The sequence below is a fragment of the Gracilibacillus dipsosauri genome (assembly GCF_003176895.1).
Classification (GTDB): Bacteria; Bacillota; Bacilli; order Bacillales; family Amphibacillaceae; genus Gracilibacillus; species Gracilibacillus dipsosauri.
Genome location: NZ_QGTD01000004.1, coordinates 181,792 through 195,025, shown reverse-complemented (window position 1 = coordinate 195,025; position 13,234 = coordinate 181,792). Strand labels below are relative to the sequence as shown.

Annotated in this window: 14 protein-coding genes; 10 read left to right on the top strand and 4 right to left on the bottom strand. The window is 37.2% G+C overall.

Annotation, left to right across the window (positions count from 1 at the left end; genetic code table 11):
- Window positions 1–63: 63 nt before the first annotated feature.
- A complete protein-coding gene (locus DLJ74_RS02660; RefSeq protein ID WP_054788150.1) occupies window positions 64–1,254 on the bottom strand; it encodes a coenzyme F420-0:L-glutamate ligase in 1,191 nt (396 codons plus the stop codon).
- Window positions 1,255–1,373: 119 nt separating this feature from the next.
- Between DLJ74_RS02660 and DLJ74_RS02655 the strand changes: the two genes are divergently transcribed.
- Complete coding sequence (locus tag DLJ74_RS02655) at window positions 1,374–2,255, top strand: LysR family transcriptional regulator (RefSeq protein ID WP_109983245.1); 882 nt, start codon at window positions 1,374–1,376, stop codon at window positions 2,253–2,255.
- A gap of 266 nt (window positions 2,256–2,521) precedes the next feature.
- On the opposite strand, the gene DLJ74_RS02650 is transcribed toward DLJ74_RS02655, so the two are convergent.
- Window positions 2,522–3,118, bottom strand: a complete 597-nt coding sequence (locus DLJ74_RS02650; RefSeq protein WP_245902242.1) for an esterase/lipase family protein — start codon at window positions 3,116–3,118, stop codon at window positions 2,522–2,524.
- A 303-nt stretch (window positions 3,119–3,421) separates the two neighbouring features.
- On the opposite strand from DLJ74_RS02650, the gene DLJ74_RS02645 reads away from it, so the two are divergent.
- From DLJ74_RS02645 to DLJ74_RS02635, 3 genes are all read left to right on the top strand, one after another.
- A complete protein-coding gene (locus DLJ74_RS02645; RefSeq protein ID WP_054788149.1) occupies window positions 3,422–4,003 on the top strand; it encodes a biotin transporter BioY in 582 nt (193 codons plus the stop codon).
- 93 nt (window positions 4,004–4,096) lie between these two features.
- Window positions 4,097–5,578, top strand: a complete 1,482-nt coding sequence (locus tag DLJ74_RS02640) for an AMP-binding protein (protein ID WP_109983243.1) — start codon at window positions 4,097–4,099, stop codon at window positions 5,576–5,578.
- Window positions 5,556–6,650: an acetyl-CoA C-acyltransferase gene (locus DLJ74_RS02635; RefSeq protein WP_109983242.1), complete on the top strand. Its 1,095-nt coding sequence runs from the start codon at window positions 5,556–5,558 to the stop codon at window positions 6,648–6,650. Before DLJ74_RS02640 ends, DLJ74_RS02635 begins: the two co-directional genes overlap by 23 nt.
- 4 nt (window positions 6,651–6,654) lie before the next feature.
- Here the strand turns inward: DLJ74_RS02635 and DLJ74_RS02630 are convergent, their stop codons facing one another.
- Window positions 6,655–7,437 carry an alpha/beta fold hydrolase gene (locus DLJ74_RS02630; protein WP_109983241.1) on the bottom strand — a complete coding sequence of 261 codons (783 nt, stop codon included), beginning with the start codon at window positions 7,435–7,437 and terminating at the stop codon, window positions 6,655–6,657.
- Window positions 7,438–7,618: 181 nt separating this feature from the next.
- Between DLJ74_RS02630 and DLJ74_RS02625 the strand changes: the two genes are divergently transcribed.
- The 4 genes from DLJ74_RS02625 to queE all read left to right on the top strand — a co-directional run bounded on the left by DLJ74_RS02625 (window position 7,619) and on the right by queE (window position 11,426).
- A complete protein-coding gene (locus DLJ74_RS02625) occupies window positions 7,619–8,959 on the top strand; it encodes an MATE family efflux transporter (RefSeq protein ID WP_109983240.1) in 1,341 nt (446 codons plus the stop codon).
- A 24-nt stretch (window positions 8,960–8,983) separates the two neighbouring features.
- Window positions 8,984–9,805 (top strand): MerR family transcriptional regulator, encoded by an 822-nt coding sequence (locus DLJ74_RS02620; protein ID WP_109983239.1) that lies wholly within the window; start codon window positions 8,984–8,986, stop codon window positions 9,803–9,805.
- Between the two features lie 411 nt (window positions 9,806–10,216).
- Entirely contained in the window at window positions 10,217–10,702 is a 486-nt protein-coding gene (gene queD / locus DLJ74_RS02615; protein WP_054860038.1) for a 6-carboxytetrahydropterin synthase QueD, read from the top strand.
- A complete protein-coding gene (gene queE / locus DLJ74_RS02610; protein WP_109983238.1) occupies window positions 10,695–11,426 on the top strand; it encodes a 7-carboxy-7-deazaguanine synthase QueE in 732 nt (243 codons plus the stop codon). Before queD ends, queE begins: the two co-directional genes overlap by 8 nt.
- A 16-nt stretch (window positions 11,427–11,442) precedes the next feature.
- Here queE and DLJ74_RS02605 read toward each other — a convergent pair whose 3' ends face one another.
- Complete coding sequence (locus DLJ74_RS02605; RefSeq protein WP_054860040.1) at window positions 11,443–12,003, bottom strand: hypothetical protein; 561 nt, start codon at window positions 12,001–12,003, stop codon at window positions 11,443–11,445.
- Between the two features lie 152 nt (window positions 12,004–12,155).
- On the opposite strand from DLJ74_RS02605, the gene DLJ74_RS02600 reads away from it, so the two are divergent.
- Both DLJ74_RS02600 and DLJ74_RS02595 read left to right on the top strand, forming a co-directional pair.
- Window positions 12,156–12,614 (top strand): MarR family winged helix-turn-helix transcriptional regulator, encoded by a 459-nt coding sequence (locus tag DLJ74_RS02600; protein ID WP_109983237.1) that lies wholly within the window; start codon window positions 12,156–12,158, stop codon window positions 12,612–12,614.
- A 123-nt stretch (window positions 12,615–12,737) separates the two neighbouring features.
- Window positions 12,738–13,154, top strand: a complete 417-nt coding sequence (locus DLJ74_RS02595) for an Rrf2 family transcriptional regulator (RefSeq protein WP_109983236.1) — start codon at window positions 12,738–12,740, stop codon at window positions 13,152–13,154.
- Window positions 13,155–13,234 lie beyond the last annotated feature (80 nt).

Here is a 13,234-nt window from a genome sequence, read left to right as displayed (position 1 = left end):
TCGCTTCTTGGCTAAAACGAAAAGAGATCCCTCTTCTTACGAGGCATCTCTTTTTACTAGCATTTATTTTGTATAATTATCAAAATATCCTTGAATATAAACGATTGGCGTTCCTTTGTCCCCACTACCTGAGGTCAAATCGGATAACGAACCAATCAAATCTGTTAATTTCCTAGGAGTAGTGCCCTGTGCTTCCATCGCGCCTACGAGATCTTCATTCTTGTTCTCGATATATTCTGAGATAGCTTGCTTTAACGCATCTCCCTTAAGGTCTGCGAAGTTGTTGTCCGCAAGGTATTTTAGCTTGACTTCATTTGGTGTACCGTCTAATCCTTTAGTGTATGCTGGTGATACAACCGGATCAGCAAGCTCCCAAATTTTACCGACAGGATCCTTGAATGCCCCATCGCCGTATACCATGACCTCGATCGTTTTCCCTGTTTCATTTTTGATTTTGGCTTGAATGCCATCTACTATAGGCTGACAGTTATTCGGAAATAGTTTCACACTTTCCTCTGTTGCTTTATTGGAGCCTAAGAGGCCATACTCTGTATTAAAGCCACTGCCATTAATCGATTTTGCAAGGATATCATCAAGACCATATACGTTCTGTGCACCATTATCTGTTAGAATGCGTTTTGTTCGAGAGCGTGAGTGGATATCACAGGTTAATACGTTCTTCGTATAGTCTAGGATTGTTTTCGGATTGTTGGAGAAAATTACTTTACATGTTGCTTTTTCGGCTTCGATTAGGCTTTTGTAATAGTCAATATAATCAACACCAGTAAATGGATGCTTCTTATGACCAAAGTGTTTGCGAAATTCTTCTTCTGTTAAGACGTCAGTCCATGGGTTAATTCCTTTTTCATCTAATTCATCGAGGTCTACAAGATGGTTACCTACTTCATCAGATGGGTAGCTCAGCATCAAGACAACATTTTTAGCTCCTCTTGCAATGCCTCTTAAGCAATTCGCAAATCGATTACGACTAAGAATAGGAAAAATAACCCCAACGGTTTCCTCTTGGAATTTTTCTCTGACATCTGTTGCGATATCGTCAATTGTCGCATAGTTCCCTTGCGCACGAGCTACGATAGACTCTGTGATCGTTACAATGTCTCGATTTTCTATCGAGATCCCTTCAGCTTCTGCGGAATGTAATACGGTATTCACGACAATATCCTCGATGTTATCTCCTTTATGAATAATGGGTCCACGAAGACCACGTACAACTGTTCCAAGTGTTCTTTCCAATCTAATCTCTCCTCTAAGTGTTCAAATATTTTCTATTTGTTCATCCCTATGCTACTATACCTTGTGAAGCGATATTAGTAAAATTAAGATTAATAATAGATGGTATAAGGAGAAGTTATATGATTGGCAAATTGGATTTATATCGTATTTTTCATGTGGTAAGTCGTAACAAAAGCTTTTCTAAAGCAGCAGAGGAACTATATATGACACAGTCTGCCGTTAGTCAGTCGATTTCAAAGCTCGAAAAGGAATTAGACATAAAACTGTTTAACAGAACGTCTAAGGGTGTAGTCTTAACGAGTGAAGGAGAGCTGTTACATGACCATGTGGACTCAGCGTTATCAATGATTCATGTCGCTGAGGATAAGATGCTAGAATTTAAAACATTGAAAACAGGGGAGCTACGGATTGGAGTGGGAGATACGATTTCTCGTTATTTTTTACTGCCCTATTTGGAGGATTTCCATGCAAGGTATCCAGGCATTAAATTAAATATCATTAATGGTACGACAACAGAGATTTGTAGCTTTATTAAATCAGGTAAGGCAGATGTTGGCATTTGTAATTTGCCAATCCAGGATGAGCAGCTTCAAGTGATGCCATGTAAGGAGATTCAGGATATCTTCGTTTGTGGAGAGAAATACAAAAAAATTACGGAAAAACCAATTAGCTTAGAGTTTTTAATGAGATTGCCTTTAATCTTTTTAGAGAAGAAGTCCAATTCGCGTATGTATATCGAGCATTTTTTTGAAAAAAGGGGTTATCAGGTATCGCCAGTATTTGAACTAGGGTCCTATGATCTCGTCTTGGAATTCACTAAAATTAATCTCGGGATTTCCTGTATCATTAAGGAATTTTCCAATGATTATTTAGAAAGAGGCGATCTGTATGAGGTGATGCTGGAGGAGCAAATCCCGAAAAGGAGTATTGGTATTTGCTATTTAAAGAATGTCCCCTTATCACGTGCGGCGAGGAAGTTTGTGGAGAGTGTTAATCGTTGATCGTTAAAGGAAGTGGCTGGGACAAAAGAGTAATAAATTAGGGAAAATTCGAACATTGAGATTTCTGCACTATAACCACCACCGTCAAAATACTCCGCTTTCCGTGGGCACGGCGATCTGCTAACTTTGCAAAGAAAACCACTTTACAAAGTGGATCTTCAGCTCGTGCTGTTCCTACTGGAGTCTCCGTATTATGACTACGCTAGGTCAGAATATTGTTCGGATTGTCATTCTATCTATTTAGTTTTGTCCCACTCTCTTTTCGTTTACTCCCCCAACGCCCCCCTCAAATGCTGATTAACCTGATAACTATTTAATAATCCAATATGAGAGACGCCATAAACCGCAATATTCTCTGCTCCTGATAGAATAGAAAGATATGGTCGAACAATTAAATCATTGGTGGAATAGATCGATGTAGTGTCAATCCCGCTCGGGGCAAAGCTTGTTGTGAGTCGATTTGCACCACCTAATGTGACTAGCTTGTCTACCTTGGAGTCGCCACCTTTATGTAAGATGTAATATAAACTGTTGGCTCCTCCCATGCTATGACCGACTAAGTTAACCTTATCACTACCTGTTTCATTTCGAACATTATCAACAAAATTTCTAATGGCAGCGGAATTAAGTTCTTGATTTCCTTGCTTGCTTGGAAGGTCAATGCCATAAAGGTTATCACTATCCCAGCCTTGTGTTCTTAAATAGCGTTTGATAAGGGCAAAATTCGTATCGGAACCACCTAAGCCATGAACGAATACAACCGGGGTATCTGTTGCGGCTTCGACTTTAGAAGCTTGTCCAAATGTCGAAATGGTAAGGATAAATGCAATACTAACGAATAATACAGATAAAAATTTTTTCATCATTTTCTCCTCCTATAAAATGAAATTTCGATCCATTTTTGCTCATTCAAACTGATTGTTTTCTTATTACAATTACCCCCTTCATTACCAAAAATAACCTATAAATCTATCATAATAAGAAGTGGAACAAAATGTCAAAGAATAGTAGAAAAATGATGAATGAAGCCTAGCTAATTAGTAAAATAGCCCTTATAAAAACAGAAGTAATATGTCAACCTTTTATAACAAAAGGTTGACATATTTAACTTGATTGCTTAAGATAAAACCGAAAAGAATACATCAGAATAGTTAGGAGATTAACAAGTGAAAATTAAAGAAATTACCTTAGTAGCAGTGTTTGCTGCCGTAATGGGAGCTATGGGACTAGTTCCGCCGATTACACTCTCTTTCACACCCGTTCCGATTACCCTACAAACACTAGGTGTCCTACTTTCAGGAGGAATATTAGGTGCTAGATTAGGAGCGATGAGCCAGCTGGTCTTTTTATGCATGGTAGCTGTAGGAATGCCACTACTATCTGGAGGACGAGGGGGACTAAGTGTATTTGCCGGGCCAAGTGTTGGTTATATCCTTTCATGGCCAATTACAGCTTGGTGTATTGGATATCTATTATCACACTTTCGAACGATGAAATTACAATATGTGCTATGGATCAATCTCACAGTGGGGATTCTTCTCATCTACTTAGTAGGAACTCCGATTCAAGCATACATGATGGACATACCTGTATTAAAGGCAGTAAATCTAAGCTTAGTATTTATACCGGGAGATGTGATAAAAGCCATTTTTGCTTCCGTTTTGGTATACAGACTAAGAAAACATCCAGCACTATCTCACTTTGCTCAAAAAGCTAACACAGGTTTCCAATCGAAGAAGGCACTCTGATGTTAAAGTATGTTAGGCTAGTTTTAGAATAAAGAAAGACATAGTAGTAAAATAAAATATGTGAATTCGATTTTTTTTAGTAGGTGATCCGTTATGGGAAATATTACAGCAACTTATCCAACTTTCGCCACATTAACTCCAGAAAAAGTTGCGATACATACGAAAAATCAACAGATCCGTTATCAAAAATGGGATGTAATGGTCAATCAAACAGCAAACTGGCTAAACTCCTTACCAACAGTTAATAAAACGCTAGGAATTCTCCTTCCAAACGGAATTCCATTTCTACAATTATTCGCAGGAGCAGCTAGAGCAGGATGGGTTGTCGTTCCTTATGATAGGAAATGGAATCTGAGGGAATTAGAGAATAAAGTGAAGCTTTCTAGACCTTCTGTTATAGTGACAACGAAAGAGGAATACGCGCAGTCAAATCATATGAAAGCTAATGTAAGAATAGTGGATGAAATTTTACAGGAAATTTCTCTATTTAGCTCGGAATTTCACGAAGTAGAAGGAAATCCTCTTTTTTATATTGGTTTTACTTCTGGTACAACTGGGAATCCAAAAGCATTTGTTCGTGCCCATGATTCATGGGTGGCAAGCTTTGATTGTTCTCGCTTTGATTTCGAGTTAGAAGATACAGACAACGTGCTTATTCCTGGTTCTTTTATCCATTCTCATTTTTTATATGGAGCAATCAGTACATTGTATTTAGGTGGAACCGTTTATTTGTTAGAAAAATTTACACCGACTGAGGGAATGTTATGGCTAGAAACACACCCGATTACAGCCTTGTATGTGGTTCCGACAATGGTTGATGCCTTCTTAAAAGTAGGAATTCCCATAGATAAACCTCTAAAAGTCATTTCATCTGGTGCGAAGTGGTCGGAAAAATCGAAGAAGGCTATTCGTCAGCTTTTAATGGATGTGAAGATATATGAGTTCTATGGAGCTGGAGAGATGAGCTTTGTTACGGTTCTTGCTGATAGAGATGGGAGACGGAAGGTAGGAACTGTTGGCAGACCTTGCCGTGGTGTGGAGGTACAAATAAGACGTTCCAATCAAGAATTAGCACAACCAAATGAGACCGGAAAAATATATGTCAAAAGTAAACTGCTAATCGACGGATATTTCGAACAACCAGAAGGACCTATTCACACCATTCAAGATGAACAAGGATGGGCAACTGTTGATGATATCGGGTATTTTGACGAGGATGGCTTTCTATATATTGCTGGGCGGGAGCATAATATGATTTTATATGGAGGTATCAATATTTTCCCGGAAGAAATAGAAAAAGTGCTATCCTTGCATCCAGATGTAGAGGAGGTTGCGGTGATGGGAATAGCTAATGATTACTGGGGTCAGATGGTAGCTGCTGTAGTGAAAGGAAAGAGCAGCTCGCTTGAATTAAAAAGATTTTGTAAGAAGCATTTATCCTCTTACAAAATCCCGCGTAAGTGGTTTTTTCGATCCGAAATGCCGTATACCACCAGTGGTAAAATCGCTCGTGCGAAATTGAGGAAACAAATAGAAAGCGAGTTGACCTGTAATGAATCGAGCGGTAATCGTTAATGCGAAACGAACTCCTATCGGAAAAAAGGGAGGGCTTTTGCAAAGTGTGGAGCCTCATGAACTTGTTGCTCCTATTCTCCAACATTTATCAAGTGGCATAGAAGGAAAGATCGATGATGTTATTTTAGGAAATGTGGTTGGACCAGGAGGAAATGTAGCTAGGCTTGCAGCACTGGAAGCAGAACTTCCGCTCACTATACCTGGTGTCACCATTGATCGCCAATGTAGTGCAGGGCTAGAAGCGATTCGTATGGCAAGTTATTTTGTTCAGGGTGGTGCTGGCCAATGTTATATCGCTGGGGGTGTGGAAAGTACGAGTACTTCTCCATTTCCATCTAGGGCAAGATTTTCACCTGACAAAATAGGTGATCCCGAAATGGGGATTGCGGCAGAATATGTCGCAGAGAAATATTCTGTTTCTAAAAAGCTTCAGGATGAGTATGCCTTATTAAGCTATAACCGTAGCTGGGAGGCCTTTGAACAAGGGTATTTAAAAGACGAGTTACTTCCAATTGAAGGAAAAAGTCAAGATGAGGAGCTTTTGAAGAAAAGAAAAATGGACGTTCTTCTCCAAAGGGCACAACCGATATTCAAAAAGAATGGAACAGTGACAGTAGCCAATAGCTGTGGAATCCATGATGGGGCTTCGGCTGTACTGGTCATGGAGGAGACCATGGCATTAAACCATGGCTTCCAACCTATTTTTCGATTTGTAGATAGTGAGGTAACTAGTATTGATCCTCATTATCCGGGTGCAGCTCCAATCCCAGCCATTCAAGCCTTATTAGCTCGGAATGGGTTAACGATTGCGGAGATAGATTTGATCGAGATTAATGAAGCTTTTTCTTCTAAGATAGTTGCTTGTGCTAAAGAGCTTTCCATTCCTTATGAAAAGCTAAATGTGCTCGGTGGTGCGTTAACATTAGGACATCCTTATGGTGCCTCGGGAAGTATGATGATTACAAGACTTTTTTACGAGGTGCAGAGAAGAGCGGATATTCAATATGTTTTAGCAGCCATGGGAAGTGGTGGTGGTATCGGTAGTGCTATTTTATTCAAAGTAGTAGCTTGAATTTTCACGAAAGAATTTCTAGCAATAGATGATTAAACTTGTCACGCTCCTCCCAGAAGCCACCATGTCCACTATAATAGAATGGAATAAGATGGGAATGTTTTATTTTCTCGTGAAGCTTCTGTGCTTGTGTAAAAGGAATCACTTGATCATGTACACCATGAATAATGATAGTAGGGGTATTTATGGCCGAAAGGTCAGCGGCAACGTTTTCGTCTCTCAATAAAATAATGACAGATGCAGTAGACCAGCTCGCTGCCTGTAATCCTAATTGTTTAAACCATTCAGCAAAAGAATGGGTGATATATTGAAAGAAGAATTCATTCGTTATCCCTTGTAGCATGTTTGGACGATCATTGTATGTCTCCTTGAGAAGTTTGTCTGCAGTTTCAGCGGTAAAGCCTGTTGGAGCTGCTGCATCTACAAGGATGAGGTTAGATACACCCTTGCCATTATACCTAGACATATATCTAATTGCTATTGCTCCACCAGTAGAATGCCCAACAAGTACGAAATCATCGAGTTGAAGAGCATCTATTACCATGCGAATATCATCAGCAAGACGATTATAAGTATAGCCACTAATAGGCTTATCTGATTTTCCAAATCCCCTCCAATCAATTCCGATACAGCGATAACCCATGGCAGGCAGCACATTATATTGATATTCAAACTGTTTATGATTTAATGGCCAACCATGGATAAATACAATGGTTTTCCTACCATTTGGATTTATATCCTCGACATATAAATTTACCCCTTGTTCGACAGGAATATAGTAACCCATGAAAATTCCTCCCCTTAGTTAATCACCTTAGAATATTCAATAAGGTAGACATAGGTGAATATCTACTTTTAGCATTCAGAACATAAAGCACAATCTATCCTCTAAACTCTGCCCTTGACTATGGTGTCACTCCATACTTTAGGATATTCTATATCGCTTTAAAATATAGGAGATGACATACATGGTAGCAAGAGAATTAAATAAACCATACACACTGAAATCACTATTAGGATACGCTGCTCCTACAATTGCGGTAATGTTATTTGTTTCTATCTATACGATGGTTGATGGTATTTTTGTTGCAAGATATGTAAATGCAACAGCGTTGTCCGCAATTAATATTTTCCTACCGATTTATACAGTGATATTTGCCATTGCTTTGATGATTGGTACTGGAGGAAGTGCGATTATCGCTAAGAAAATGGGGGAAAACAAATATGGGGAAGCAAGGAGTAACTTTACCTTTATTGTACTATGTGGGATTTTCATTGGTCTACTAATCTCGGTTTTGGGATTAATATTTATTAGGCCATTGTTAGAATTTCTTGGAGCTGGATTAAGTGAACAGCTTTTTGAATATACGTTAACCTATGGGAAAATAATATTACTATTCAGTCCGTTTCTTATTGTACAGATGATGTTTGAAAACTTTTTTGTCACATCAGGAAAGCCAAAATTAAGTTTGGTCATTACCCTATTTGGTGGGATAGTCAATATTGTTTTAGATTACTTTTTTATTGTAATCTTAGACATGGAGATCAAAGGAGCTGCTATTGCAACGGTTATTGGAATAGTTATTCCATCATCTATAGGGATTGCGTACTTTATTTTATCGAAAAATAGAGGGTTATATTTTGTTAAGCCACGGATCGATGGTAAGGTTTTTCTGAACACTTGTCTTAATGGTTCATCTGAGATGGTAACGAATCTTTCTTCTTCTGTTGTAACGTTAGCTTTTAATCTTCTCATGCTACATTATATAGGAGTAGATGGAGTTGCTGCTGTAACAATAATGCTATACTTGATGATGTTTCTTACTCCAGTTTTCATGGGGTACTCAGTTGGAATAGCACCTATTATTAGCTATAAATATGGAAGCCAGCAAATTAATCAGTTACAATTTATAGTCAAGAAAAGCTTGTTTATTATCGGCATAAGCTCGTTTGCCATAGTTGGACTTTCCTATGTATTAGGACCAGTACTCATTGAGGTTATGGTTGGTAAAGGAAGTAATGTATATTCTATCGCAATAGATGGCTTTCGCATCTTTTGCATCAGTTTTTTATTTATGGGCTTGAATATTTTTACATCGATGTTATTTACGGCACTTTCGAATGGGAAAATATCAGCAATTATATCATTTCTAAGAACATTAGTATTTGTTCTAATTGGTTTACTGTTGCTCCCCTTAATCTTTGGGGTTAAGGGCATCTGGATAGCCATCCCATTAGCTGAATCTCTATCAATAATAGTTTGCATCTACTTTTTAATAAGAAAGAGAAAAGTGTATGATTACTTTTAAGAATTAAGAGAGGACAAGCGTTTTATGGACACAAATCCACAAATTCATTTAACGACTGGGCAGTTTGCGAAATTAATGAATGTAAGTAAGGATACTTTATTTTATTACGATAAAATTGGGATATTTTCACCAGAAATTATTACTTCAAACGGCTATCGGTATTATTCTGTTTATCAATCGGATGTTTTTAATGTAATTTCTACACTTAAAGAATTAGATATGCCACTGAAGGATATTAAAACATACCTTAATAACCGCTCCCCAGAAAAACTGATTCATTTACTGGAAGAGGAAGAGAAGGCACTTACGGTGAAAATTAATCAACTCGAAAAAATGAAGAAATTAGTAGTAGAAAAAATAAATATTACACAAGATGCAAGAGAAGTAAATACTTCCGAAATTACGATAGAATATAAAGAAATGGATGAATATATTGTTGTAACGGATTCAAAACCATTAACTAATGAAAAAAATATCTATGACTCTATACAGCGTCACTATAAGTATTTAGAAGAATTAAACATTTTAACATCCGTAACTGAGGGATGGATGATACATGTAAAGAATATTCTGAATGGAGAAAATGTTAAGTATGACTATCTTTATTCGAAAGTAGACCATTCTAATCATGCTAATTATAAAAAGGAAAAAGGACATTATTTGACCGCCTATCATGCTCAAGGATATACAAGGATTGAGCAAACCTATAATAAATTAGTAAAATATGCGAAAGATAATGATCTAGTCTTGAAAGGCTATTTTTATGAAGATATAATACTAGACGAGCTATCTGTAAAAGGATTTGATAAATATTTAATAAAACTTTCTGTGCAGGTACTTGAGTAATGTTATCAAATGGTAATAGGTAAGTATTTATTTACCTAGCCTTATACCATTATGAATAAATATGTTTGAGAATCATAAAATACCTCATTATTCAAGTAGGAAGCGGATCAGTTACTTATTACCGGGATTGGTTCGGTGAAAGAAAACACTAAAATTATTATTAATTCAAATAAAGCGGGCTAAAATACTTGGGGCAGTGATGAAAGTATTATCATTGCCCTTTATCTTTCATTCGAGTCTTCAACTACTTTAAGTCCTCACCATATCCCTCCCTTTAGTATAAATACATATTTATACTAAAATACCAATAAATATTCCGTGATTAGACTCCCGTGTTACAAGCATCTGAGAAATTTGATAAGATCATAGTGATCATTATTTTAAGCATAAGTAGAAGAAGGTGTAATAAACATGTCAGAACATCAAGAATTTAGAGTAGTAGAAGGTTTGCAGAAATATGAACGAGATATTTCCTATCATGAATTAAAATATCACCATAAGCGAGTTCTTGTCAGTAAAGAATTCACATTTGATGCCTCTCATCATCTCCATGCATATGAAGGGAAATGTAAGAACCTTCATGGGCACACCTATAAAGTGATCTTTGGTATTAGCGGATTTGTGAATGATATCGGAATTGTCATCGATTTTGGAGATATCAAGAAAATCTGGAAGAACGAGATAGAGATCCATTTAGATCACAGATACCTCAACGAAACCTTGCCAAAAATGAATACGACAGCAGAAAATATGGTCGTATGGTTATATGAAAAAATGGAGGAATCTATCAAATGTAAGGAATACGCTCTGTCCGAAGTTAGAGTGGAATTCGTCCGACTCTATGAAACTCCAACAAGTTATGCCGAAGTGAAAAGGGAGTGGATGGAGCATGAGTAAGATCCCTGTTTTAGAGATATTTGGCCCAACGATTCAAGGAGAGGGGATGGTCGTCGGAAGAAAGACGATGTTTGTTAGGACAGCTGGTTGTGACTACCAATGTTCCTGGTGTGACTCTGCCTTCACATGGGATGGCTCGGCTAAAGAGGAAATTCGCCAAATGACGGCTGATGAGATAATGGATGGGCTCCATCAGATTGGCAAGGATTGCTTTGATCATGTAACGATTTCAGGGGGGAACCCTGCACTTCTTGCTTCCATTGGTGAATTAGTAGCATTATTGAATCAGAAAGGGATAGAAATAGCTTTAGAAACCCAAGGGTCTAGATGGCAGGATTGGATGAAGGATATTGATGATTTAACGATTTCCCCTAAGCCGCCAAGCTCTGGTATGAAGACAAATTTTGAAATACTAGACCAAATCATTGAAAAACTAACCAATTCACAAAAATCCACTGGCTTATTAAGCTTAAAAATCGTAATCTTTGAGGAGGACGATTTTGAATATGCCATAGGTATTCATGAAAGATATAGAAATATACCCTTATTCCTTCAAGTAGGAAATGATGATACGATGTGTCAAAGTGATCAACAATTGGCTTTGATGCTATTAGAAAAATATGAGTGGTTAATAAATAAAACGACGTCTTCGTCCAAATTGAATAATGTACGTGTATTGCCTCAACTACATACTTTGGTTTGGGGAAACAAGAGAGGTTACTAGAGTGATAGGCTCTGCATTAGATTGCAGGGCCACTCCTAATCGGTTTAACTCCGCACATTTTAAGGATATAAACCATCGCTAAAGGAATAACACTCATATTTTTTAAAAAGAATAAATAGGCATCATGTGCGTGGCTATACTCATAAGCTTGTAAGCCGATCATTCCCATTAAAGGATCTAAGGTTTGGTTAACTATTAGGCTAATTAGAAAATTACCTAATCCAAATAATAAAACAACAAAAACAATGATTTGAGCGATAAATCTATAGGGCCAATTTCTTTTCACTTGAATAGTGCAGATTTCTACAAGGTTATCCCAGAAGCTTCTTTGCCTTAACCGTCGGAAGCTACTTTTTGACATAAGTCTAATCATCAATAGGATAAGGACAACTCGTGTTAATTCCACAATGATTTCTAACCAAATAGGTGTTTGGTCATTCCACATTTGATAAGTGCGGAATAATGCCGGTATGAGGGAGAGCGATAGTAGGGATAAATGACTGTAGAAGAATTGGAGAGATAATAAAAATGTTTTCAGCCCAGTTTTTCCATAGCGCCAAATCGTCGAAAGCTCCATCGAACCACTCCTTTTTATTTGTTAAGACTTTGCATAATTGATATCTTTCTATTTAATCGTATATAATCTTATTTAGACTAGATTGCCGAATATCTCTAAAATAAAGCATCTCTAATTTAGAGATAATTAAATCATAATGGGGAGTAGGTAAAATGTCAACAGTAAATCATCATTCGGAACAACAGGATTCTATGCATTTAGGAAAAGAGTTCAGTTTGGCTTTAATTATGTTTCACCAAACTGCAGCAGAAAAAGTCGGCTTAAATTTAACAGACTATAAAGTTTTAGGTTTAATACCATCAGAAGGAATGACTGCCGGTGAGATAGCTTCGAAAACTGGCTTATCAACAGGAATGGTAACAACCGTTGTCGACCGACTTGCAAGGAAAGGTTTTGTGTTTAGAGAAAGGCCTACAGAGGATCGAAGAAAAGTTATCATTAAAGCAAATGTCAAAAAAGTAGGTTCAGAATTAGGAGCGGTTTTTCAATCATTTGGACAGGAAATGGGGAAAGTGGTTGCTAATTACAGCCCGGAAGAGATAAAAGTGATTAATGATTATATCGAGAAAAGTATGGAAGTTTTTAAACAAGAGATAGAGAAAATGAAGTAAAAATTAGTGTGGTTGTTTATGCAATGGTAAGATAAACAAATTGTTTGCCTTTTATTTGATGTTTCTTTATAATCTATTACAGACATTAAAGGTCTATAATAGATTTTTGTAGGAGAATGCGTGATGAAATATTCAAGAGCAACAAATTATGCGTTACACACCATGGTATATTTGACGTTAACCGAGAAGAGGGAGTCCGTTGGAGTAGAGCAATTGGCTAAAATCCAAAACCTTTCCCCAACCTACCTCTCTAAGATATTAACGAAGCTTGTCAAAGCAGGTCTGATTGAATCAACCCCAGGTGTTAAGGGAGGATACCGTATTGTAAGAAACTATCAGGAAATTTCCTTCCTTGATGTGATCTATGCGATAGAAGGGAAAACCACCTTATTTAGCTGTTCATTGGATCATGAGGAACAAAGAAATGAAGATTGCCTCATTGAAAGGGAAATGATTAATGCAGAGAAAAAGATGAAAGATCAATTAGACAAGACGTATATTATCAATATTGCGAAAAAAATGGAAGAGACAAGCAAATAAAAAAGGTGATGCATCATCACTATCCCCTTATCAATACGCTAACCATTAGTGGGGAGAATGCAACACTCCACTGATGGCAA